Origin of the sequence: Shouchella xiaoxiensis (genome assembly GCF_016907895.1) — a bacterium.
GTDB lineage: Bacteria > Bacillota > Bacilli > Bacillales > Bacillaceae_D > Shouchella > Shouchella xiaoxiensis.
Window position 1 is genome coordinate 1 of the sequence record NZ_JAFBCV010000014.1, and the last position, 22,047, is coordinate 22,047.

The 22,047-nt window shown below is 37.7% G+C and carries 24 protein-coding genes; 20 read left to right on the forward strand and 4 right to left on the reverse strand.

Annotated elements, in window-relative coordinates; all coding sequences use genetic code 11:
- Together JOC54_RS23525 and JOC54_RS17970 are read right to left on the reverse strand one after the other, a co-directional pair.
- On the reverse strand, positions 1-2,063 hold a 2,063-nt coding region (locus tag JOC54_RS23525), incomplete at its 3' end, for an SH3 domain-containing protein (protein ID WP_437183586.1).
- 273 nt (positions 2,064-2,336) lie between these two features.
- On the reverse strand, positions 2,337-3,362 hold the full coding sequence (locus tag JOC54_RS17970) for an LCP family protein (RefSeq protein ID WP_204468014.1): 1,026 nt from the start codon (positions 3,360-3,362) through the stop codon (positions 2,337-2,339).
- A gap of 532 nt (positions 3,363-3,894) precedes the next feature.
- On the opposite strand from JOC54_RS17970, the gene JOC54_RS17975 reads away from it, so the two are divergent.
- From JOC54_RS17975 to JOC54_RS18000, 6 genes are read left to right on the forward strand one after another with little or no spacing between them, the layout of a single operon-like run.
- A complete protein-coding gene (locus tag JOC54_RS17975; protein WP_367617823.1) occupies positions 3,895-4,383 on the forward strand; it encodes an Lrp/AsnC family transcriptional regulator in 489 nt (162 codons plus the stop codon).
- A gap of 20 nt (positions 4,384-4,403) precedes the next feature.
- Positions 4,404-5,423 carry an ABC transporter ATP-binding protein gene (locus JOC54_RS17980; protein ID WP_204468016.1) on the forward strand — a complete coding sequence of 340 codons (1,020 nt, stop codon included), beginning with the start codon at positions 4,404-4,406 and terminating at the stop codon, positions 5,421-5,423.
- A complete protein-coding gene (locus JOC54_RS17985) occupies positions 5,404-6,330 on the forward strand; it encodes an ABC transporter ATP-binding protein (protein ID WP_204468018.1) in 927 nt (308 codons plus the stop codon). Before JOC54_RS17980 ends, JOC54_RS17985 begins: the two co-directional genes overlap by 20 nt.
- A gap of 2 nt (positions 6,331-6,332) precedes the next feature.
- Entirely contained in the window at positions 6,333-7,295 is a 963-nt protein-coding gene (opp4B, locus tag JOC54_RS17990) for an oligopeptide ABC transporter permease (protein WP_204468020.1), read from the forward strand.
- Between the two features lie 17 nt (positions 7,296-7,312).
- Positions 7,313-8,224, forward strand: coding sequence for an ABC transporter permease (locus JOC54_RS17995; RefSeq protein ID WP_204468022.1), 912 nt, complete (start codon positions 7,313-7,315; stop codon positions 8,222-8,224).
- A 14-nt stretch (positions 8,225-8,238) separates the two neighbouring features.
- A complete protein-coding gene (locus JOC54_RS18000; RefSeq protein WP_204468024.1) occupies positions 8,239-10,071 on the forward strand; it encodes an oligopeptide ABC transporter substrate-binding protein in 1,833 nt (610 codons plus the stop codon).
- Positions 10,072-10,289: 218 nt separating this feature from the next.
- Here the strand turns inward: JOC54_RS18000 and JOC54_RS18005 are convergent, their stop codons facing one another.
- Positions 10,290-10,892, reverse strand: a complete 603-nt coding sequence (locus JOC54_RS18005; protein ID WP_235194619.1) for a trimeric intracellular cation channel family protein — start codon at positions 10,890-10,892, stop codon at positions 10,290-10,292.
- Positions 10,893-10,970: 78 nt separating this feature from the next.
- Between JOC54_RS18005 and JOC54_RS18010 the strand changes: the two genes are divergently transcribed.
- On the forward strand, positions 10,971-11,585 hold the full coding sequence (locus JOC54_RS18010) for a pyroglutamyl-peptidase I (protein WP_204468026.1): 615 nt from the start codon (positions 10,971-10,973) through the stop codon (positions 11,583-11,585).
- Here JOC54_RS18010 and JOC54_RS18015 read toward each other — a convergent pair.
- Positions 11,561-12,196 (reverse strand): YigZ family protein, encoded by a 636-nt coding sequence (locus tag JOC54_RS18015; protein WP_204468028.1) that lies wholly within the window; start codon positions 12,194-12,196, stop codon positions 11,561-11,563. The two genes, JOC54_RS18010 and JOC54_RS18015, sit on opposite strands and share 25 nt — an antisense overlap.
- Positions 12,197-12,430: 234 nt before the next feature.
- Between JOC54_RS18015 and JOC54_RS18020 the strand changes: the two genes are divergently transcribed.
- The 13 genes from JOC54_RS18020 to JOC54_RS18080 all read left to right on the forward strand — a co-directional run bounded on the left by JOC54_RS18020 (position 12,431) and on the right by JOC54_RS18080 (position 22,033).
- Positions 12,431-13,567, forward strand: coding sequence for a sensor histidine kinase (locus JOC54_RS18020; protein ID WP_204468030.1), 1,137 nt, complete (start codon positions 12,431-12,433; stop codon positions 13,565-13,567).
- 27 nt (positions 13,568-13,594) lie between these two features.
- Complete coding sequence (locus tag JOC54_RS18025; RefSeq protein ID WP_437183579.1) at positions 13,595-14,302, forward strand: response regulator transcription factor; 708 nt, start codon at positions 13,595-13,597, stop codon at positions 14,300-14,302.
- Positions 14,303-14,410: 108 nt separating this feature from the next.
- Positions 14,411-15,253, forward strand: a complete 843-nt coding sequence (locus JOC54_RS18030) for a DegV family protein (protein WP_204468189.1) — start codon at positions 14,411-14,413, stop codon at positions 15,251-15,253.
- Positions 15,254-15,285: 32 nt separating this feature from the next.
- Positions 15,286-16,641 (forward strand): ATP-dependent helicase ComFA, encoded by a 1,356-nt coding sequence (locus JOC54_RS18035; protein ID WP_204468032.1) that lies wholly within the window; start codon positions 15,286-15,288, stop codon positions 16,639-16,641.
- Positions 16,638-17,339: a ComF family protein gene (locus JOC54_RS18040; protein ID WP_204468034.1), complete on the forward strand. Its 702-nt coding sequence runs from the start codon at positions 16,638-16,640 to the stop codon at positions 17,337-17,339. The genes JOC54_RS18035 and JOC54_RS18040 overlap by 4 nt, the downstream gene beginning before the upstream one ends.
- Before the next feature lie 33 nt (positions 17,340-17,372).
- The gene (locus JOC54_RS18045) at positions 17,373-17,798 is read left to right on the forward strand and encodes a TIGR03826 family flagellar region protein (RefSeq protein WP_051991699.1); all 426 of its coding nucleotides are present in this window, start codon (positions 17,373-17,375) and stop codon (positions 17,796-17,798) included.
- A gap of 13 nt (positions 17,799-17,811) precedes the next feature.
- Positions 17,812-18,075: a flagellar biosynthesis anti-sigma factor FlgM gene (locus tag JOC54_RS18050; protein ID WP_035420594.1), complete on the forward strand. Its 264-nt coding sequence runs from the start codon at positions 17,812-17,814 to the stop codon at positions 18,073-18,075.
- Complete coding sequence (locus JOC54_RS18055; RefSeq protein ID WP_204468036.1) at positions 18,072-18,506, forward strand: flagellar protein FlgN; 435 nt, start codon at positions 18,072-18,074, stop codon at positions 18,504-18,506. The genes JOC54_RS18050 and JOC54_RS18055 overlap by 4 nt, the downstream gene beginning before the upstream one ends.
- A gap of 17 nt (positions 18,507-18,523) precedes the next feature.
- Complete coding sequence (flgK, locus tag JOC54_RS18060) at positions 18,524-19,903, forward strand: flagellar hook-associated protein FlgK (RefSeq protein WP_204468038.1); 1,380 nt, start codon at positions 18,524-18,526, stop codon at positions 19,901-19,903.
- An 11-nt stretch (positions 19,904-19,914) separates the two neighbouring features.
- Positions 19,915-20,982: a flagellar hook-associated protein FlgL gene (gene flgL, locus JOC54_RS18065; RefSeq protein WP_204468040.1), complete on the forward strand. Its 1,068-nt coding sequence runs from the start codon at positions 19,915-19,917 to the stop codon at positions 20,980-20,982.
- Between the two features lie 9 nt (positions 20,983-20,991).
- Positions 20,992-21,423 carry a flagellar assembly protein FliW gene (gene fliW, locus JOC54_RS18070; protein WP_204468042.1) on the forward strand — a complete coding sequence of 144 codons (432 nt, stop codon included), beginning with the start codon at positions 20,992-20,994 and terminating at the stop codon, positions 21,421-21,423.
- Entirely contained in the window at positions 21,424-21,663 is a 240-nt protein-coding gene (gene csrA, locus JOC54_RS18075) for a carbon storage regulator CsrA (protein WP_204468044.1), read from the forward strand.
- 49 nt (positions 21,664-21,712) lie between these two features.
- A complete protein-coding gene (locus JOC54_RS18080) occupies positions 21,713-22,033 on the forward strand; it encodes a flagellar protein FlaG (RefSeq protein ID WP_204468046.1) in 321 nt (106 codons plus the stop codon).
- Positions 22,034-22,047: the final 14 nt, after the last annotated feature.

Genomic DNA, 22,047 nt, shown 5'->3' on the forward strand with positions numbered 1-22,047 from the left:
GCCTTCACTTGAAGCCAGTTGCCTTCTTGTTTGATGATCTCCAGCTTCTGTCCGAGCGGAAGCGTCGTAAGAACGCGATGAGACGTGCCTGCACCGGCGCGTAAGTTCAAGCGAGCTGTTGTTTCACCTGTTCCAATAGAAGGAGCTGGTTGTGTAGTGTTGCCACTCGTCTTCACATGGTCGGAAGAAACCCAACCTGTTTGCGAGCCGGCCTTCACTTGAAGCCAGTTGCCTTCTTGTTTGATGATCTCCAGCTTCTGTCCGAGCGGAAGCGTCGTAAGAACGCGATGAGACGTGCCTGCACCAGCGCGTAAGTTTAAACGAGCCGTTGTTTCACCTGTTCCAATAGAAGGAGCCGGTTGTGTAGTGTTGCCACTCGTCTTCACATGGTCGGAAGAAACCCAACCTGTTTGCGAGCCGGCCTTTACTTGAAGCCAGTTGCCTTCTTGTTTGATGATTTCCAGCTTCTGTCCGACCGGAAGCGTGGTAAGAACGCGATGAGACGTGCCTGCACCAGCGCGTAAGTTTAAACGAGCCGTTGTTTCGCCGTTACCAATAGAAGGAGCCGGTTGTGTAGTGTTGCCACTCGTCTTCACATGGTCGGAAGAAACCCAACCTGTTTGCGAGCCGGCCTTCACTTGAAGCCAGTTGCCTTCTTGTTTGATGATCTCCAGCTTCTGTCCAAGCGGAAGCGTTGTAAGAACGCGATGAGACGTGCCTGCACCAGCGCGTAAGTTTAAACGAGCCGTTGTTTCGCCCGTACCGATAGAAGGTGTTTCTTCAACTTCTTCGTTTTCAGAAATTTTTACATAATCTGCGGAGACCCATCCGGTTTGGAAGCCAACTTGTACTTGATACCAGTTGCCTTCTTTAGCAAGAATTTGAATTTTTTGTCCACTGGTCAATGTTGTGCGAATGGAGCTAGATGTATTCGGTTGACTACGCAAGTTTAACCTTGCTGTCGTCGTTCCTTCAGCAATTGGATCTTGAGTCCCTTCGTCGACTTGATCTTCACTAGCTGGATCGAGTTTTAAATAGCTACCAGAAATAAAACCTGTACTTGATCCAACTCTAATTTGGTACCATCCGCCTTGTTTAGCAAGAAGTTCTACTTTTGTGTTATTGCTTAAGGTAGTAATTACGGAATGATTTTGTCCAGGGCCAGTACGTACATTTAAACGAGCCGTTGTTGTCCCGTATGTATCTGGAGGTAGCTGTTCAAGTTCACCAGTGTCAGGACTCGTCCCATCAGGCTGATTTCTATATACTGGTACATCAAATTTCAAATGGTAATCATCAACTAAGCTATACAGATTAGACATGTGGTGAGTTTGTTTAACCGCCCATCCAATATCTGTTGCATATTGATATGTAGCAGGATTTGCCGGGTTCCAGCGCATTTTATAAAGCGTATTTTGGCCACGAGCCATATAGCTGTTAGAGACAAATCTAGCTCCGCCAATAATAGCGTCTTCTGGTGTAAACCAACCTTGGTTGTATGCGTACTGAGCACCCATTCGAACAGCGTCACCATCAAAAGCACCAATTCCATACATGTTATAAACAGTTCTGCCATTTACCTCTACACCAGTTGCTAGACGAGAACCACCGTTTCCTGTTTCTAAAAGAGCGTGTGAGATTAAATAAATCTCATTCACATTATAGAGTTTACTTGCGTTAATAAAAGCTTGACCTTGTCCAGATAATGTCCCTTTACCAGCTAAAAGTTGTGAATTAATGGAGCTGGCACTTAAACCCGCACTCGATTGCAAGTCAAGGAATTGCAAGTAAGAGGATGTACCTTGACTGAAATTATTTGGATTCATGTAATAGGAAACATCTGAACGACTTGCATTCTGCCAACGGCCATTACGATCTGTTTGTGGTGGAGCAGATGCCTTCATTTGTCGGTCAACAGCTTGCTCAAATGAAATGTCGTATGTCGTCTCTGAAATACTGGATGTACTTGCATAAGCAGAATGTAATGGAAAAGCAGATGCAAGCAGAGTTAAAGCAGATGCAGAGCCCCCAGTTAGTAACAGTTTTTTCTGAATGAGAAACACCTCCAAGTTAGTTAATTGCCCTCACTATCTACTATCGTTCTAATAGATTAATAAATTAATAGGGTTTTAACATTTTCTCATATTTATTTAGCAAAATACAACTTAATTGAACATAATTCGTTCTTTTTATATTTTAAAAACATTCATTTTTTGACATATTTTTTATTATATTCTTTACTTTAGAATATAATAAAAAAACTCCCTTCATCGTTTTCACTAAGTGATTACTTTGAAGGGAGACTTTTTAACTCGTCTTTTCCTATTTAACTAGCGCTAATTCTGTTGAACAGTCGATGAAGGAGCCGTTGATTCCAGTCCTAGGTGTTCTTTTAGTGTGCCTTGTAGCTCAACCAAGTCTTCCTCTATAACATCCTCGTACCATATGCTATTACCATAGTTGTCTAGACGACGGTCACCTGCTGTTTGCAGCTGATGTGTTTCAATGTTACTAATAGAAGAGGCGTAGCCATGTAATGAGAGGATATTAGCGAAACTAAGATCCATTTGAATGTTGTTGCCTACCGCGTCAAACACATCATTAAAGCGCGTTATACTTGAAAATGAAGCAGCTCGATCAATAATGGCTTCTATTACTTGTTGCTGACGAATGCCTCGTCCTTTATCGCCACCACCTGCAGCAGACTTTCGTTCACGAGCATAGGCAAGTGCTTTTTCGCCATTCATCTTTGTAGGGCCTTCTGTGAAAGTGAAGTCAACGTTCCGGCTTTTCTCTTTAAAATCAAATTCATAAGTGACATCTACAGTGATTCCTTCAAGTGCGTCAATAATCTCTACTAAACCATCAAAACGCACTAAGGCATAATGATCAATGGGAATATCAAGTAAATTTTCGACTGAATCGATGGTCATATCAATTCCACCAAAAGCGTGAGCGTGGTTTATTTTATCGTAAAACTCACCGCTGCGATGACCAACAATCTCAGTATACGTATCACGTGGAATGCTTGTAAGCATAATGGAGCGATCATCTTTATTAAATGTCGCGACCATCATTGTATCGGTCCGCTCTCCACCACTATCGCCTTCACGGTGATCACTTCCGAGTAATAACATCGAAAAATTATCTTTTCCGACATCTACAGGTTCAATTCTTAGCTCAGATTTATTGCCACGATCAAGTCCTTGAAATGCTCCTGCAGCAGTATCATTTAATTGATTGTATATATACCAAACACCGCTTCCGACCGTAATCAGTCCAATTAAAGAAACAATTAAAGCTGTCTTTAAGACGAAGCGAGTTCGTTTTTGTTTCCGACGACGTTTTCTAGAATCTTCCATAATACGCCAATCCCTCATTTCATATATAGATAGAAAGTAAGCTAATGCTTATAAATGTATACAGTTCAAAATAAAATTATAGCATATCTTGTAGGAAATGATAGAGAATAAACAAATAAATAAGATGTTACAATTTCTTACACGCAGCTTGCATTCTAGGCTAAAGTTTTTGACATTATATATATGAGTTCACTAACTAAATCATGAGGGATTCATTTAAATAGTAAATAAGGAGGAAATAGAATGGCTTATATATGGAAAAATCACACTATTTTTAGAAAAAGTGTTGCACTTTCCATATTAATAAGCTAATAATGAACGTACTTCATAAATATGTTATACAGACGTAACCTAAAATTAATATAATTCATTTATCTTTAATTTTTACAAAAAAATAGATTTGTCTAAACTTTTTGTTGCTTTCTTAATTTGATTCTTTTATACTAACTATAACATTTACGAAATTGACAGTTTATTTGAAGATTCTCTACTGAATTCGTAAAGCGAACTGCTTTTATTAGTTGGGAAATAAGTGAGTGATAAAATGGGGAAACTGGATGAATTAGATTTTTTGATTTTAGATCATTATCAAAAAGACGGAAAATGTTCCTACAGTAAAGTTGCTCGATTGCTTAATGTGAGTGAAGGGACGATTAGGCAAAGGACTAAAAAGATGCGTTCTAATGGTGTCTTTGACTTTATGATTCAGATAAATCCAATAAAGGTAGGTCTTGCGGTTAAGGCTGTTATTGGACTTAAGGTGAACTTGGGAAACCATGATGAAATAGGAACGTGGCTAGCTTCATTTCAAGAAATTGTATCTGTCACTGCTGTTTCAGGCTATCATGATTTTATTATTCAAGCATACTTTAATCATAATGAATCTCTTGTCCACTTCGTCAATTATGAATTATCAAAATCCGCAGATATTTATACCTTGGATGTTAGTGTGCAATTAAAGGAATACAAGAATTCTTTTTCTTATTTATTATCTAACAAAAGTGACAAATCAATTATTTAATCAGTAAGGTGGGGCACGATGTGGATAACAAATTACTTCAAATTGAGAATTTAAAAACATCATTTCGGATTAATGATGAGTATTACGCAGCGGTAGACGATGTAACTTTATCGGTAAACAAGAATGAGATTTTAGGTATAGTAGGCGAATCTGGTTCTGGCAAAAGTGCATTGGGATTCTCAGTCTTAGGTCTCCATCCTAAAAACAAATCAAAAATAGAGGGAAATATCTTCTATAAAGATGAAGATATAGCAAAAGTTTCCGAAGCCAAGTTGCAGAAGTTACGTGGTGGTGAATTAGGTATGATTTTCCAAGACCCCATGTCTGCATTGAACCCATTAATGATAATTGGTAAGCAAATAGAAGAATCTCTAATATTACATACAAATTTACTGAAAAAAGAAAGAAAGAAAAGAGTAATAGAATTATTAGAACAAGTGGGAATTTCAAGTCCTGAGGTTGTTTATAATCAGTACCCACATGAGCTATCTGGCGGAATGAGGCAAAGAGTAGTAATTGGGATAGCAATTTCTTGTAACCCAGCATTTTTGATTGCAGATGAGCCAACGACAGCTTTAGATGTAACGATTCAAGCGCAAATTTTAGGTTTGATCAAAAAATTAAAGGAAGAGTTAAATAGTGGTGTCATTTTAATTACACACGACTTAGGAGTAGTTGCTGAAATGGCTGACAAGGTTGCGGTTATGTATGCAGGGCAAGTCGTAGAACTAGCACCGGTACATGAATTATTTAAAAATCCAAAGCATCCATATACAAGATCCTTATTACAATCTAATCCAACGAATAATTTGGCAAAGACCAAATTGCATGTTATTCAAGGAGTGGTTCCATCTTTAGCGAATTTACCTAGAACGGGATGTCGTTTTGCGACTCGAGTGCCGTGGGTGAGTAATTCTGCACACGAGGAAAATCCAGAGCTCCACGAAATTTCACCAGGTCATTTTGTGCGGTGTAGTTGTTATAAAACCTTTGAATTTGCAAAAAAGGAGGACCTCAAGGATGGAATTTCTGAAGATTAAAGATTTGAAAATACATTTTCCTATCAAAGCAGGCATTTTAAAAAGAACAGTTGGACATGTGAAAGCTGTTGACGGATTAAACATAACTCTAGAAGAAGGTAAAACATACGGACTTGTTGGCGAATCAGGATCTGGAAAAACAACAACAGGTCGTGGAATAATTGGATTAAATGATATTACTTCTGGTCAAATATTAATAAACAACAAAGAAATGACTAAACGGAATATCAAGGAGTTTAGGAGAAATGTTCAGATGGTTTTCCAAGATCCATATTCTTCTTTAAATCCCAAAAAAAGAATTTTAGATATAGTCGCGGAACCTTTTAGGAATTTCGAGAAATTATCAAAGGCTGAAGAGAAAAAAGCAGTTCAAGAATTATTAGAAAAAGTCGGCATAAGCGCTGATAGTATTTTCAAGTATCCCCATGAATTCTCAGGAGGTCAAAGGCAGCGAATTGGAATTGCTAGAGCTATTGCATTAAAGCCAAAACTAATTATAGCTGACGAACCAGTATCGGCCTTAGATGTATCGGTTCAGGCTCAAGTATTAAATTTCATGCAGGATATCCAAAAAGAATTAAATTTAACGTATTTCTTTATAAGCCATGATTTAGGTATTATACGTCATCTATGCGACCACATTGGAATAATGTATAAGGGTAGGTTTGTAGAAGAGGGCACACCTGATGATATATTTAATAACCCTCAGCATATTTATACTAGAAGATTAGTTGCTTCAATTCCCGATATTGATCCCGGTAAGAGAGAACAGATTCAATTATCAAGAAAAAAAATAAATGAGGATTTTCAAATGAATACAAATAAATATTTTGATCAAGAAGGATTGGCTTACCCCTTGAAAAGTATTTCCAACACTCATAAAGTTGCAATGCCAGAAAGGGGCTAACTATGTGGAAATTTATTCTCAGAAGAATGTTAATTGCTATACCGCAATTATTCTTCTTAAGTTTATTAGTGTTTATCCTTGCTAGTCAAATGCCTGGTGACCCATTTACTGGATTAATTGATCCAAGTATCACGGCTGAAAGATTAGCGGAAATGCGAGAGATACATGGTTTAAATGACCCTTGGTATCAGCAATATGGTCGATGGGTTTCTAATGCAGTGACAGGAGATTTTGGACAATCTTTTCGTTATAAAATGCCTGTTACAGAATTAATAGGAGACCGACTACTCAACACTGCGGGTCTGGGATTACTAACTCTTATCTTCTCTTATCTAATAGCTATTCCATTAGGCATTGTCAGTGGAAGATATAATGATACGTGGGCAGATCGCGCAATTGCAGGCTATACATATGTAGGTTTTGCCGTCCCAAGTTTTATTTTTGGTCTAATTGCGTTATTCATTTTCGGGTTTCGTCTGAATTGGTTCCCTGTTGGAGGAAGTGTGTCTCCAGGTCTTGTTTCAGGTACATTGGAATATTATTTAAGTAAAGTTTACCATATGACATTACCAGCTCTTTCTTTAGCTCTAATTACAACGGTGGGTACTGTCCAGTATTTACGAAGCGAAATAATAGATATAAAGCACAAAGAATTTATTTTAACTGCTAAAGCAAAAGGTGCTAGTGAGAATAGGATTTACAATAAGCATATTTTTAGAAATTCTCTGCTTCCTATTGCTGCCTTCTTTGGGTACGAAATTACAGGTATACTCGGTGGCGCTGTTTTCATTGAAAGAGTCTTTAGTTTTCCAGGAATTGGTGACCTGCTAATTTCTTCAATTAATAATAGGGATTATAGTGTTGTAACTGCCCTCTTATTACTGTCTGGATGTTTAGCGGTAGTTGGAACGATGTTATCGGATATTATACTGAGTATGGTAGACCCACGAATTCGTATTAAGTAAGAGGGTGAGGATTAAAAATGGAAACGCAGAAGAATGTACAAACAAATCCAGGTAATGATCCAGCCATTAAAACACCTTCAGGAGCTAAAGTAATCCTTGTAGAGATTCTAAAAGATAAAATGGCTTTGTCATCAGCGATTCTTCTACTGTTAATAGCTGCTTTTGTGTTTGGCGTTTCAATAATATTAGATCAAGATCAAATTGTAACAGTTGATCTATTAGCAATTTTTGAGCCTCCATCATCACAATATTGGTTAGGAACTGACCACGGGGGACGAGATGTGTTTGGTCAATTAATCATTGGGACACGTAATTCATTGCTAATTGGTATAGCAGTAACGGCACTTTCAGGATTAGTTGGATTAGCGATGGGCTTAATAGCTGGTTATTTTGGTGGCCATACAGATAATGTAGTTATGAGAATAGTAGATTTCTTCCTAGTTCTTCCTACTACAATGATAATCATTGCATTTGTGGCTGTTGTTCCGAATTACTCGCTTCTTCAATTCACATTAATAATGTCTGCATTTATCTGGATTTCTATGGCGAGATTAGTTCGTTCCAAAGCTTTACAGCAGAGCGAACTTGAGTATATACAAGCAGCACGAACATTAGGAACACCTCATTATAAAATTATTTTTAGTCATCTTTTGCCAAACCTGAGTTCCATTATAATCGTTAATTTAACGCTTAGTTTGGCAGCAAATATTGGAATTGAAACAGGCTTATCTTTTCTAGGATTTGGTTTTCCAGAGTCAACACCAAGCTTGGGAACATTAATGAGTCATGCAACAAATCCGCAAATTTTTGAGTTACGCCCTTGGGTATGGTTACCTGCATCAATCTTAGTTTTAGTATTGATGCTGTGTATAAATAATGTTGGTCAAGCATTAAAACGTTCGACTGACGCAAAACAAAGAAGAGGTTAAAAGGAGGAGCAATTATGAAGAAGTTATTACAGCCTAAATTTTATTTAGCACCAACGCTTGTTGCAGTTTTAGCACTTGCAGCTTGTAATGATAGTGGGGATGGAGGTTCTACAGAACCAAGTGGAACGGGAGATGATACTGAAACAGAAGAGACCGTAGAGAATGAGGATGGTATTTATTCTCTTGATGATTTTGAACCTACAAAAGCAGCAGATGGAGATGGAATTGAAGGTGGCACGCTAAATGTAGGTGTTGTGGCTAGTTCTCCATTTGAAGGAACACTTGATTGGCAACATTACTCGATTTCAACTGATGCCGATATCTTACAATTTTTTAGTGAATCGTTATTTGCAATGGACGATGCCTTTAATATAACCGATGAAGGTGCTGCAACAATTGAAGTATCAGAAGACAATTTAACGTATACTATTACAATTAAAGACAATGTCAATTGGCATGACGGAGAGCCAGTTACTGCAGAGGATTTTATTTTCGCGCATGAAGTAATTGGTCACAAGGATTATGACGGGGTTCGCTATGATGCATCTTTTAGAAACATAGTTGGAATGGAAGAGTATCATGACGGTGAAGCAGATGAGATTTCAGGCTTTAATATTATCGATGAAAAAACAGTTGAGTTAACATTTAAAGAAGCAACACCGTCTCTAATGAGTGGAGGAATTTGGTATTATGCAATGCCAAAACACTACTTTGAAGGTGTAGAAGTGGCAGATATACCTGCTTCAGACCAAGTGCGTAGAGAACCATTAGGTTATGGACCTTTTGTTGTTGAGAATATTGTACCTGGTGAGTCTGTTACGCTTTCAAAAAATGAAGACTATTGGAAAGGTGAGCCTCTTGTTGATGAAGTTGTCTTAACAGTAGTAAATCCAGATGTTGTAGTCGAATCATTAAGATCAGGACAAATTGATCTTGTCACAACGTTCCCTGCAACTCAATTCGCAGACAATGCCGATATGAGTAATGTTGATTGGTTAGGAAGAACATCAAGATTCTACACATATACAGGATTTAAGCTTGGTACGTGGGATGCAGATGCGAATGAAGTTGCTTACGATCCAGATGCAAAAATGTCCAATCAATCATTACGTGAGGCTGTCCGATTAGCAGTTAACTATGAAGAGTTGGGTAACCGGATGTACAATGGATTACGCTTCCCTGCAACAACTGTTATTACTCCATACCATGCACTTTATCATGATGATAGTAATCCAGGTTTTGAATATGATCCTGAAAGAGCAAAAGAACTTTTAGCTGAGGCGGGTTATGAAGACTTAGATGGTGATGGGTATGTAGAAGATCCAAATGGTGAAGAGTTAGTGATTAATTATGCAGCGCGTCAAGGAGACGCTACTGCTGAAGCTGTGGCGAACTATGAAATGCAGGCATGGAGAGACATTGGTTTAAATATTGAATTATTGGAAGGGTCTCTAACTGAGCCAAATGCATTCTACGATCGAATCGAAGAAGATGACCCAGCTATTGATATGTATACTGCTGGATGGGGTGTAGGTTCAGATATTGATCCATCTGGATTGTTTGGACCACAGGCGATGTTCAACTACCCTCGTTATACGGATGATACATTAGAAGCTATTTTAGCGGATGGGTTGTCTGAAGATGCATTTGATTTATCATATCGCCAAGATGTGTACAATCAATTCCAAGAATATATTAATGAAGTATTACCACTTGCACCGACGCTTTATCAAATTGACACATTCCCTGTTAATAATCGGGTGAGCGGTATTTCTTATGAAGTAGGTAACAACGACTATGGTTGGCATACTGTTCAATTGAATGATGAAAATCCTGCTGTAGATTAATTACTAAACAAAAAGAGCTAAACAGGTAAGTCTGTTTAGCTCTTTTAATAAGTCTAGTAAAGACGTTTTTACTATTAATTATATAGGATTAGAATGTCAGAAAAAAAGTAAAACAGCCTTATCTTCAGACTACCGTCCTTCTTACAAAACTAGCCGGTGAATCAAACTAGCCGTGCTTAGCCTTTGTCTAAAACGAAAAATTTAGTAGTTTAATTTCCTCACACCACCTTCTCAATCCTCGGCAACCGCCACCCATACCGCACCGTCAGCATCCGTAAAACAATAATGAGCACGAAAATGACATAATGAGAGACCGGATGACTTAATCCTAATCCGATTAATAATCCTCCAAGTAAAGCCCAACCTGCATAAATATCAGTATGAAGCACAAGTGGCTTTCTCCCAGCTAGTACATCTCGCAAAACGCCTCCACCAACACCGGTTAATACGGCCGCAATCATCATCGCAAAAATCGATTCATTCGCCGTTTTGGCAAACAAAGCTCCTTGAATAGCAAAGGCAGATAGCCCGACGGCATCAAAGAAAATCCCCCATCGATTCCAAACTTTAAATAAGGCAGGAGGTAAAATAAATAGTAAAGTGATTAGAGCAAACGTTAGTAAGAATAAACTTGTTTGTGTCCAAAATGCTGCGACCGGAATGCCAACTACGAGATTTCGAATCATTCCTCCACCAAATGCGGTGATAAAACCTAGTGTATATACGCCAAATAAATCATACTTCTCTTCGAACGCAACAAGTGCACCTGATAGGGCAAAAGCTAACGTACCGATGATCGTGAATATTTCCCAACTATCCAATTGTCTCTCCTTTGAACGATTCGTCATGATATGTGATAAACTGACTTTATCTGAAAAAAAGAGAAAGGAGTTTATTTAATGAAGAAAAAAATATTAATTTCTGGTTTTGAACCATTTCTCGCTCATGATTTGAATCCGTCTGAATGGTTAGTTCAGCAATTAAACGGATTAATTATAGAGGAAATGGAAGTAAGTAGTATTGTTCTACCTGTGGCTTTTGATCGAGCTTCGCACATATTGATTGAAAAAATCAAGTACGAAGAACCAGTAGCAATCATTATGTTTGGATTAGCAGCAAATCGCAGTGAAATTACACCTGAACGGGTTGCTATTAATGTGATGGACGGTGAAGTGGACAACGATGGAAAACGCAAGCAGGACGAATCTATTATCGAAGGTGGTCCAACAGCCTATTTTTCTACGTTACCAATTCGCAAGATTGTTCATGTTGCCAATGAAATGAATTTCGCGGCATCGATTTCAAACACAGCAGGAACGTATGTCTGCAATTCATTGATGTATAATGTCCTTCATTACTTAGATCAAACGAAGCAGCCAATACTAGCAGGCTTTATTCACATTCCGATTGTAAACGATAAAACCGAATTATCTCCTGATAAGTTACTAGCTACAACCACTGAGATCGTTAAAGAAATTGCGCTTACTATTCAAACAACATCTGTTTCCAAGTAAACGGCTTCTGTATTGTTTAACTCAGCTTGTCCGTTTGTAACTTCCGTTATCCATGAATAGAATGAGTCGATAAATGCTTCCTCGACATAGGTGCGGACAACCACTTTTTCTAAATAGACTATTTCTTTTAATAAGTAGCCAGATTGGCGAATTTCGTTTTCTAACTTGCCTAGCCAAGTATAATCAACCGTTGCTTCAACAATATAGCTTAATTTTCGATTGACAATCCCAACTTGCTTTAGCCCTTCACTAACGGAACTGCCGTATGCACGTATCAAACCGCCAGCACCAAGCTTAACACCACCAAAATAACGTGTGACAACAACGGTTGTATCTTTCAAATCTTTCTTTTTTAACACTTCTAGCATCGGAACGCCAGCTGTTCCACTTGGTTCACCGTCATCATTTGCTTTTTGAATAAGACTATTTTCGCCAATTAAATAAGCGGAGCAATTGTGATTTGCACTCCCATGTTCCTTTTTTATTGCTGCAATAAAAGCAATGGCTTCCTCTTCCGTTTCTGTACGCATAAAGTGAGCAATAAACCGTGATTTTTGAACAATCATTTCAGCTTGACCTGTTTTTTTAACTGTATTATACGATGGTAACATGAGATCCTCCCTAGAGTTTTTTTATATTTTTACATATTCGCGAAACCACGATGTAATACAGTTCTGTTACTATAATCGGTATTCTCCACTAATCAAAAATGCCTGAGTCGTTAATCTTAATTTCCCCTTACTTTCTGAACTAGATAGTGTAAGATAAGAATAACGGAAAGGGAATTAAAAAGAAAGATTGACACGAAGGACTTGTTCCGTGATTCGACAAAAGTGGGGATACAAATGGAAGAAGTGAAAATGTTAAACCATATTATAACGCAAACAATTGATTCTGTTGGGACAAGTAGAGAAAAGATCTTTGAAATTGGAGAACGTTCGAGAAATGAGTATGAGTATTTAAAAAAAGAGTTAGACCAAGTAAAAAGCAAAGTAACACAAGTAATTAAAGATGTGGATCAATCTGCATTGAAAGCAAAGCATGCAAGAAATCGTTTAGCTAAAGTGAGTAAAGAATTTGCAAATTTTACAAATGAAGAAGTTCGCGTGGCTTATGAGCAAGCAAGTGAATATCAAGTGCAAATGGCCGTCCTTCAACAGGAAGAAATTCAGTTAAGAACACGAAGAGACGATATTGAACGTAGATTGAAAAATTTACAAGATACGATTAACCGTGCTGAACAGCTATCTGTACAAATGTCGGTTGTGTTTGATTTTTTATCAAGCGATTTACGGCAAGTGGGAGAATTTATAAAAGATGCAAAAGAAAAACAAACTTTTGGACTAAAGATTATCGAAGCGCAAGAAGATGAGCGAGGGCGACTTTCCCGGGAAATTCATGACGGTCCTGCTCAGATGATGGCTAATGTAATGCTTCACTCAGAGCTAATTGAACGAATTTATCAAGAAAAAGGTATTGATGAAGCATTAAAAGAAATTAGAGGATTACGGAAAATGGTTCGATCTTCTTTAGCAGAAGTACGTCGGATTATCTATGATTTACGACCAATGGCTTTGGAGGATTTAGGGCTGGTACCGACTTTAAGAAAATATCTAGAAAATGTAGAAGAGCGGTTTGGAATTTCAATTTCTTTTAAGCATTTTGGAGTTGAAAAAAGACTGGCTCAACATTTTGAAATAGCGTTATTTCGTTTAGTGCAAGAAGCTGTGCAGAATGCGACAAAACATGCGCATGCATCTGAGATCGTTGTAAAGATTGAATTAAAACCGAGTAATGTAACGGTAGTTATTAGAGATGATGGAAGAGGATTTGATCCAGCAGAGCGAAACGAAGCCTCTTTCGGAATCATAGGAATGAAAGAACGAGTAAATATGTTGAACGGTTCCATTACTATTCAGTCTAATTTAGGACAGGGAACAAGTATTTTTGTGCAATTACCAATTTCAACAAACGAAACGTAGAAAAAGCGATTTGGAGAGGTGAAGGCAATGATTATGCAAGAAACTGATGAAATACGGATTGTGATAATAGATGATCATCCATTGTTTAGAGAAGGGGTAAAAAGAATTCTTTCAATGGAACAAGAATTTAATGTTGTGGCAGACGGAGAAGATGGATCAGAAGTTATTAACTTAGTGCGAAACCATCGTCCAGACGTTATTTTGATGGACATAAATATGCCAAAATTGAACGGTGTAGAAGCAACAAAAGAGTTAGTAAAAGTATTTCCTAAAGTAAAAGTGCTCATTTTATCGATTCATGATGACGAATCCTACGTGTCTCATGTATTGCGGACGGGTGCATCAGGATATTTATTAAAAGAAATGGATGCAGAATCCTTAGTTGAAGCTGTAAAAGTAGTTGCTTCTGGCGGTGCGTACATTCATCCTAAGGTAACCTCAAATTTAATTAAAGAATACCGTCGTCTTGCACGACAAGATGAAAAACATCAAGATTCAGTTGGCTATCGAGAAGTTGAATACCGTAAGCCATTGCACATCTTAACTCGGAGAGAGTGTGAGGTGTTACAGCTTATGACTGATGGACAGAATAATCGTGCCATCGGAGAATCCCTATACATTAGCGAGAAGACGGTTAAAAACCATGTTAGTAACATTTTGCAAAAAATGAGTGTAAATGATCGAACCCAAGCAGTTGTTGAAGCAATTAAAAAAGGGTACGTCATCGTTCGCTAATTTCGACAATTATTTCTCGGGAAATTTTTCTCTTACTGCTTGAATATCAGCCTCGTTTCAGCTACATTAAAACAGAGTAACTGTTAGTAGAAAAGTGAGGAATAAATGATGCATAAAACGGCAATTATCACCGATTCAACTGCGTATCTAGATGAATCACTTATTGAAAAGCTAGAAGTTCAAGTCATTCCTTTGTCTGTTAATTTCGGAGAAAAGACATTTCGTGAAGGAAGCGATATAACGACTTCATTATTCTATCAAAAACTAGAAGATGAAGTGTCGCTTCCGACAACTTCTCAACCTGCTATTGGAGAATTTGTTGCTTTAATGGAACAACTTAAATCGAATGGTGTGACAGATATTGTCTGCATCCACTTATCGGCAAAAATAAGTGGAACCTTACAGACTGCATTATCTGCTGGAGAAATGGTTGAGGATGTGTCTGTTTTTGGCTTTGATTCGGAAATTAGTTGTTCACCTCAGGGCTTTTATGTACAAGTTGCAGCTAAAATGGCTCAAGAAGGTAGTACGGGCTCTGAGATTATGACTTACTTAACAGAAATGAAACATCAAGTCCGAGCCTATTTTATGGTCCATGATTTAAACCATCTTCGTCGCGGAGGCAGGTTAAACGGAGCTCAAGCTATCGTTGGGAGCTTGTTGCAAATTAAACCAATCCTTCACTTTGAAGATGGGTTAATTATGCCTTATGAAAAAGTTAGAACAGAGAAAAAAGCCTTAAATCGCATATTAGATATGTTATTTGAAGATTTAGAGGAAGACATCGTAAATGAAATTGCAGTCATTCATGCCAATCGTTTAGAAGGTGCTGAGAGCTTAGTTCAAAGCATAAAAGAAAAATACCCGAACGCTTCAATACACATAAGTTATTTTGGACCTGTTATTGGGACGCATCTTGGATCAGGTAGTTTAGGTATTGGCTGGTATTAAGAACGAGATTTGATAGATAAGGAGTCAGTTACTTGGACGAAAAACAAGTTTATGCTGTGCGTACTTACTTGAATGGAAGACAAATGCTTTCTTCAGAGTGGCCTTTCTCAAATCAATTGTTATCAGCTTGTATTGAGCAGAAGTTTGTAGAAAGTAAACCTGCGATCGTGTATGCAAATAATCATTGGCACTGTGAACGTTGTGGAAATCATTCTAAACATTTGTTTTACACACATTATTGTTTTCGCTGTACTCAATTATGTACCTATTGCAGACATTGTTTTTCAATGGGAAAAGTATCTACCTGCACACATCTGCTTCAATGGAAAGGTAGACCATTCTTTTTTAATGCAAGAGATGAATCCTGTCAATGGGAAGGACAATTATCTCCTTTACAAAAAAAGGCAGCTACACATCTTGTTGAGGCGGTTCAACAAAAGAATGTAAAAGAGTTAATTTGGGCGGTTTGTGGAGCTGGGAAGACAGAAATTTTGTTCCCTGCTATTGAACAATGCTTGAGACAGAGTTTACGATTATGTATTGCCACACCACGTACAGACGTTGTTAAAGAACTAGCGCCTCGATTAGCTAAATCATTTCCTAAATTAAGACAAAGTGTGTTATATGCAGATAGCCGAAACCAATTCATTCAAGCACAACTTGTTTTGACAACCACGCATCAATTGATTCGATATGTAAATACGTTTGACGTGTTAATTATTGATGAAGTAGATGCGTTTCCTTATTCTTATGACAAAAGCTTGCAATTTGCTGTTAATAAAGCCAAAAAGTCAAATGCCACGGTTATTTTATTAAGTGCTACCCCCTCACTAAAACTCCTAAATGATCCCACTACACGCGTGACAAAAATACAAAGACGTTTCCATGGTAAACCATTACCACTCCCACGTTTTGAGTGGATTGGAAATTGGCAAAATCAATTAAAACGAAAGAAAATCCCACATAAAATCCTTTCTTGGATAAACCATTACAATGACAAACCCACACTACTCTTTTTTCCTTCAATCTATTATTTAAAAGCATTCTCTACTCTCTTAGATAAGCAACAAGTTAATCACGGAGCTGTTTTTTCGGAAGCTGAGGATCGGCATGAACTCATTCGAAAATTTCGAAGTGGCCAAATTAATCTATTATTAACAACTACAATATTGGAACGTGGAATTACCATTGCAGATGTGCAAGTTGCTGTTATTGGAGCAGAACAGCCTATCTTTTCAGAAGCGTGTCTCGTGCAAATTTGCGGGAGAGTGGGAAGAAAAGAAGAATTTCCAACGGGTGATATTGTCTTTTGGCATTATGGGTTAACGCATTCTATGATACGCACGAAAGCACACTTGAAAAAAATGAATAAGGAGGGCGGAGTATGAACCATTGTTTAATTTGTCAAAAAAGCTATTGGCATGAAACGACTATTCGCTCTTTATTCACACAATCTAAAAACAACATTTGCTCTGCTTGTAAAAACAAATTTGAATTGGCAGAAGGCTGTAACCGTTGCAGTAAAAAGATACGTATCAGTAGAGAGGCGCAGACAACTTGTACAGATTGCATGAGATGGAAATACCTTTCTCACGGTGACCCTCTTATTCTGAATAGATCCATTTACCGTTATAATTCTTTTATGAAGAACGTTCTTGCCCAATTTAAATATCGAGGTGATGTGGCTTTAGGAGCAATTTTTCAGAGTGAAATAGAGTCAATTATTTCTACTACTTTTAAAGGGTACGAAGTGACTATAATTCCTTTAACCAAACGAGGTTTAGAGACCAGAGGCTTTAATCAAGTTGAACAGTTAATTCCCTCCTTAGGATGGCACTCTTGCATAGAGAGAATGATATCAAATGATGACAAAAAGCAGAGCAAAAAGACCCGGGCAGAGAGAATCAATTGGTTTCAAAACAACCCTTTCTATATTAAAAAGCAAGAAATCCCACTAATTAAGGGTAAAAACTATTTAATTATTGACGATATATATACTACAGGAGTAACTGTTCGATTAGCAGCAATTTGTTTACTGAATGCAGGTGCTCAAAGTGTCACATCATTAACGTTGGCAAGGTCATAGGAAATATAAATTAAGAATTAGCAGGAGAATACAATGGCAGAACTCTCAAACTGTAAAACATGTGGTACAGTATTTGTAAAAGTGTTTCAACCAATCTGTCCTCAATGCGCTGAAAAAGAAGAAAAATGGTATAAAACGGCAGTAGATTTTTTGCGAAAAAAAGAGAATAGAATGGCTACGAAGAAAGACTTGTTAGAGGCAACGTTAATTCCATCACAAACTTTAAATGCATTTATAAGAACGGGAAGGCTGTCATTAAAGAATTTTCCAAATATGCATCATCCATGTGAGCGTTGTCAAGAGCCTACACATGAACGGCGATTTTGCATAAGTTGTGCTGACGAATTAAGAAAAAACTTTAGTTTACCATTAGAACAATCTCAATCAGAACCACAGACGATTAGAGAGACAACTTACTCATATTCTTTAAAAAACACGTTTCGATTAGACGGGAAGTAAAGGTGGAGATCAAATGAAGATACAATCCTCACAGCCTATTCATCAGGCTGCAGCGTATAAAAAAATAACTCAACCGACACAAACAGATGCTTCAATAAAAAAAGATAAAGTAGAGATCTCTCAGGAAGCTCGAGCTTTGCGTACGAATACAAATGAGGCTAGAGAAACCAGACTAAATGAATTAAAAGCACAAATTGACAATGGTACTTATAAGCTAAATGCTGAACAAACAGCGTTATCTGTGTATCAGTCTTGGAAATCAAGTGGGTTACTATGAGTGTTCTTGAACAGTTAAATGCTTTGCTAGAGGTTCACTCTGAACTGTTGCACTTATCTAAGCAAAAAGAGTCCATTATAATAAAAAACGATATAGATGAGCTTAACAAAATTATAAGGATTGAAGCTTCACATGTATCAAAATCCCGAATGCTAGAGAAATCAGTAATGCAATTATTAGCCACTCAATCATTAAGCTCTTATATCGAGCAAGCTAATGAACTGAAAGACGATTTAACTCATACTCAAAAACAGTTACTTGATACGGTTAATAGTCTAAAAGAACAGAATGAATTGAATCAAAGGTTATTAAGTGATTCATTAACATTTGTCCAAGGGTCGATACACTTATTACGGCCTGAGAACAAAACATATACAAAAGAAGCATCAGCAAAGTCCAAGCCTCGAACGCTATTTGATTCGAAAGCTTAGTTGGGAGTGAGGTAAGAGTGACTACTTTCTTAGGAATGGAAACAATGCGAAGAGCTGTTTCAGCAAATCAAGTTGCGTTACAAACAGTAGGAAATAATATCGCAAATGCAGGTACGCCAGGTTACTCACGTCAGAGAGCGAATATGGAGGCAACTCCTGGTTATCCTGGATTAGGGCCGTTTGGTCAACCTGTTATGAATGGCCGAATTGGGACTGGCGTAGAAATAAGTAAGATTGAGAGAATTCGGGATCAATTTCTAGATCAACAGTTTCGTTCAGAAGCTCACATTGAAGGGTCAGCTTTTATGCAATATCGGACACTCGAACGTTTAGAGGACCTTTATAATGAAGGTCCGACGAATAGCGAGCATCCAAGCGGACTTTCTGGCCAGCTAAATGCTTTTTGGAATGGTTGGAAAGAACTAGCATCAGGACAGGAGAACCAAGCTGTTCTAATTGAACAAGGAAAAGCAGTTACAGATACATTTACACACTTACAAAATGCTTTTAATACAGAATTATCTTCACTTAGAAAAGAAGCAGAATTGAAAACGGATCAAGTAAATGACTTACTAGAGCAAATTGCCATTAATAATAAGACAATCGCCAAGATAGAGGGCACAAATCAGACACCGAATGAGCTTTATGATGAACAAGATCGTTTAATTGATCAGTTATCTACACTTATCCCCATTGAAGTTTCTAGAGAAACAAATAAAAAGGGCTTTGAGGGGACGTATTCAATTAAAGGTATAAATAATGGCCCAACATTAGTAAATGAAAACGGTGCAAGTAAGATAGAGCTTAACGATGAAGCTGCAGCTCAAAGTGGTTTAAGCTGGCAAATAAACACCACTGATGGTTTATCAACTGAGTTTATAAACGCAAGTAGTGGTGGAGGAGAGCTATTCGGGCTACAAAAAGCGTATGCTCGTATTGAACAAGAACGAACGGATTTTAGTGCCATCGCTAGAGATATAGCTGGTGAAGTAAATGCTATTTTTGCGGCGGATTCAGATGTTGCCTTTTTTCTTATTGAAGACAATGGTTCAATAAAAGTAAACGAAGCGCTTAACAGTAATATGAATATTGACATTGAAAAAGCAAAAGCAATTGGCGATTTAGCAGTTAATAGCACAGCGGTAAAAGAATATCAAGATTTAATGGGGAAGCTTGGTGTTGAGACGCAATCCGTTAGGCGTCAAGGCGAAGCTTCTAGCTCACGCTTAGCGAACATTGATGGAAACCGAATGGCCATGAGTAGCGTTTCACTGGATGAAGAGTTAACAATGCTTATTCAATACCAGCATTCCTATAATGCAGCAGCTCGCGTGATGACAGCTATGGATGAAATGCTTAATACGATCATCAACGGAATGGGCGTCGTAGGACGTTAAAGGAGGAAATCATGCGCATTACGCAATCAATGCTAACAGCAAATACAATGAAATATTCGCAAGCAAGCTATGAGCGTTTGTCCACTCTACAAAACCAAATGAGCACGCAAAAAAAGATTACACGGTTTTCACAGGACCCTGTTGTGGCTGCAAAATCCATGCAATTTCGAGAATCTTTATCTCATATTAATCAATATAAACGTAACTTAAGTGAGGCTCATACAAGACTCGATCAGAGTGATACTTCATTAAGAGAAACGTCCAACATATTAACACGTGCAAAAGAGCTTGTTGTTAAAGCGGCGACGGATACGTACGGGGAAGATGAACGAAAAAGTATAGCTGAAGAGTTAAACCAATTACGGCAACATCTTGTCACGGTCGCAAATACAAACTCAGCAGGGAAATATGTGTTTAATGGGATTCATTCTAAGCAGGCTCCATTAGAAGAGATGAACTTGGACCAAGTCGTGAATCGACTTGAAAATGGAGAAGATTTAAGTGGAACAAGTATTAGTTATGGTGGAGAACTGTATGTATTTGAAGAAGGTGTATTTTCTACAAGAGATGGAAATGCTCAATTGGAGTTGCAAGATGGTCAATTTTCAGTAAATGGAGAAACGATTAGACAGGAAGAAGCTTTAGTTATAAAACGAGCATTCGATCAGTCCACGGTAGAGATTGAATTGCAACAAGGCGTATACGTTCCAGTAAATGCAGATGGTCATCGTCTATTTTCAGAGGACTTGTTCCATGATTTATTTACACTTGAACAAGCATTAAAAGGCTCAGAAACGACTGGAACAGATTTAGATCCATTTATTTCAAAAATTGATGATCATTTAAAAACTGCAGCAGATGTTAATGGGCAGCTTGGTGCAAGAATGAATCGAGTTGATTTAATGGAGGACCGTTTGAGTCATCAAGAATTATTAATGGAAAAGTTAAAATCTGAAAATGAAGATGTCGATTTTGAGGAAACTGTAATGAAACTTCTTGTAGCTGAGGGAATTCATTCTGCAGCGCTCGCCGCAAGCGCTCGCGTTATCCAACCTTCATTGTTAGATTTTCTAAGATAGGTGGATGAGATGTTTGTAGAAACAACGTATTTAGGCAAAGTAGAAGTACAAGCAGATGACATTCTGACGTTTGCAAACGGAATTCCTGGTTTTAAAGATGAAAAGGAGTATGTCCTCCTACCCTTCGGTAAAGAAGGTTTCTTCCTTTTACAATCGGCTGTCACAAAGCACCATGCATTTATTTGCGTCAATCCATTTATCTTTTGGGCTAACTATGAAATTCGTCTTGATGATCAATCAATTGAACAATTAAATTTATTAAATGAAACAGATGTTGCTCTCTTTGTTTTATTGACAATTGAGCAACCGTTTACGCTATCAACGGCCAATTTAAAGGCACCAATTGTTACAAATACGAAAAATGGAAAAGCAAAGCAGCTTATGCTTCAAACAAGTCATTATTCAGCAAAAACCCCTTTGGTTACAAAAGGGGGAAGTTAAATGTTAGTCCTATCAAGAAAGTTAAAAGAAAGCATTTGTATTGGCGAAGATATTGAGATAACGATTCTCGCCGTTGAAGGAGATCAGGTGAAAATAGGCATATCTGCGCCAAAATCAATTGAAGTTCATCGTAAAGAAGTCTTTGATTTGATCCAACAAGAAAATGAAAATGCGGCAAAGCCCGTCTCCATTGATTTATTGCATGCATTTTTACAGCAATCCCGAAAAGACGACTTTTGATAGCAAAAATTTAAATAAGATGCAAAAGTTCTTAGAAAAGAGGGAACGCATGTCAATCCATTTTCCAATGGTTACCAGCTTAACGTCTATACCAGCAAATTCTCTTAGCCACGCGGTCGAAGGAAATAAAGATCGAACATCTCAAGGGAAGGTCATTCATGAGGATTTACAAGCATCTATTGAAGCTTTTAATAAAGTATCGAAACGAGCATTAACATTTAATATTCATAAGGAACTCGATCGAGTATATGTTCAAGTTATTGATCAAGAAACAGACGAAATTGTAAGAGAGGTACCACCTGAAAAAATACTTGATTTGATTGCATCTATGATGAAATCAGCTGGACTAATCGTTGATCGTCAAATCTAGGTGGAAAGGAAGAT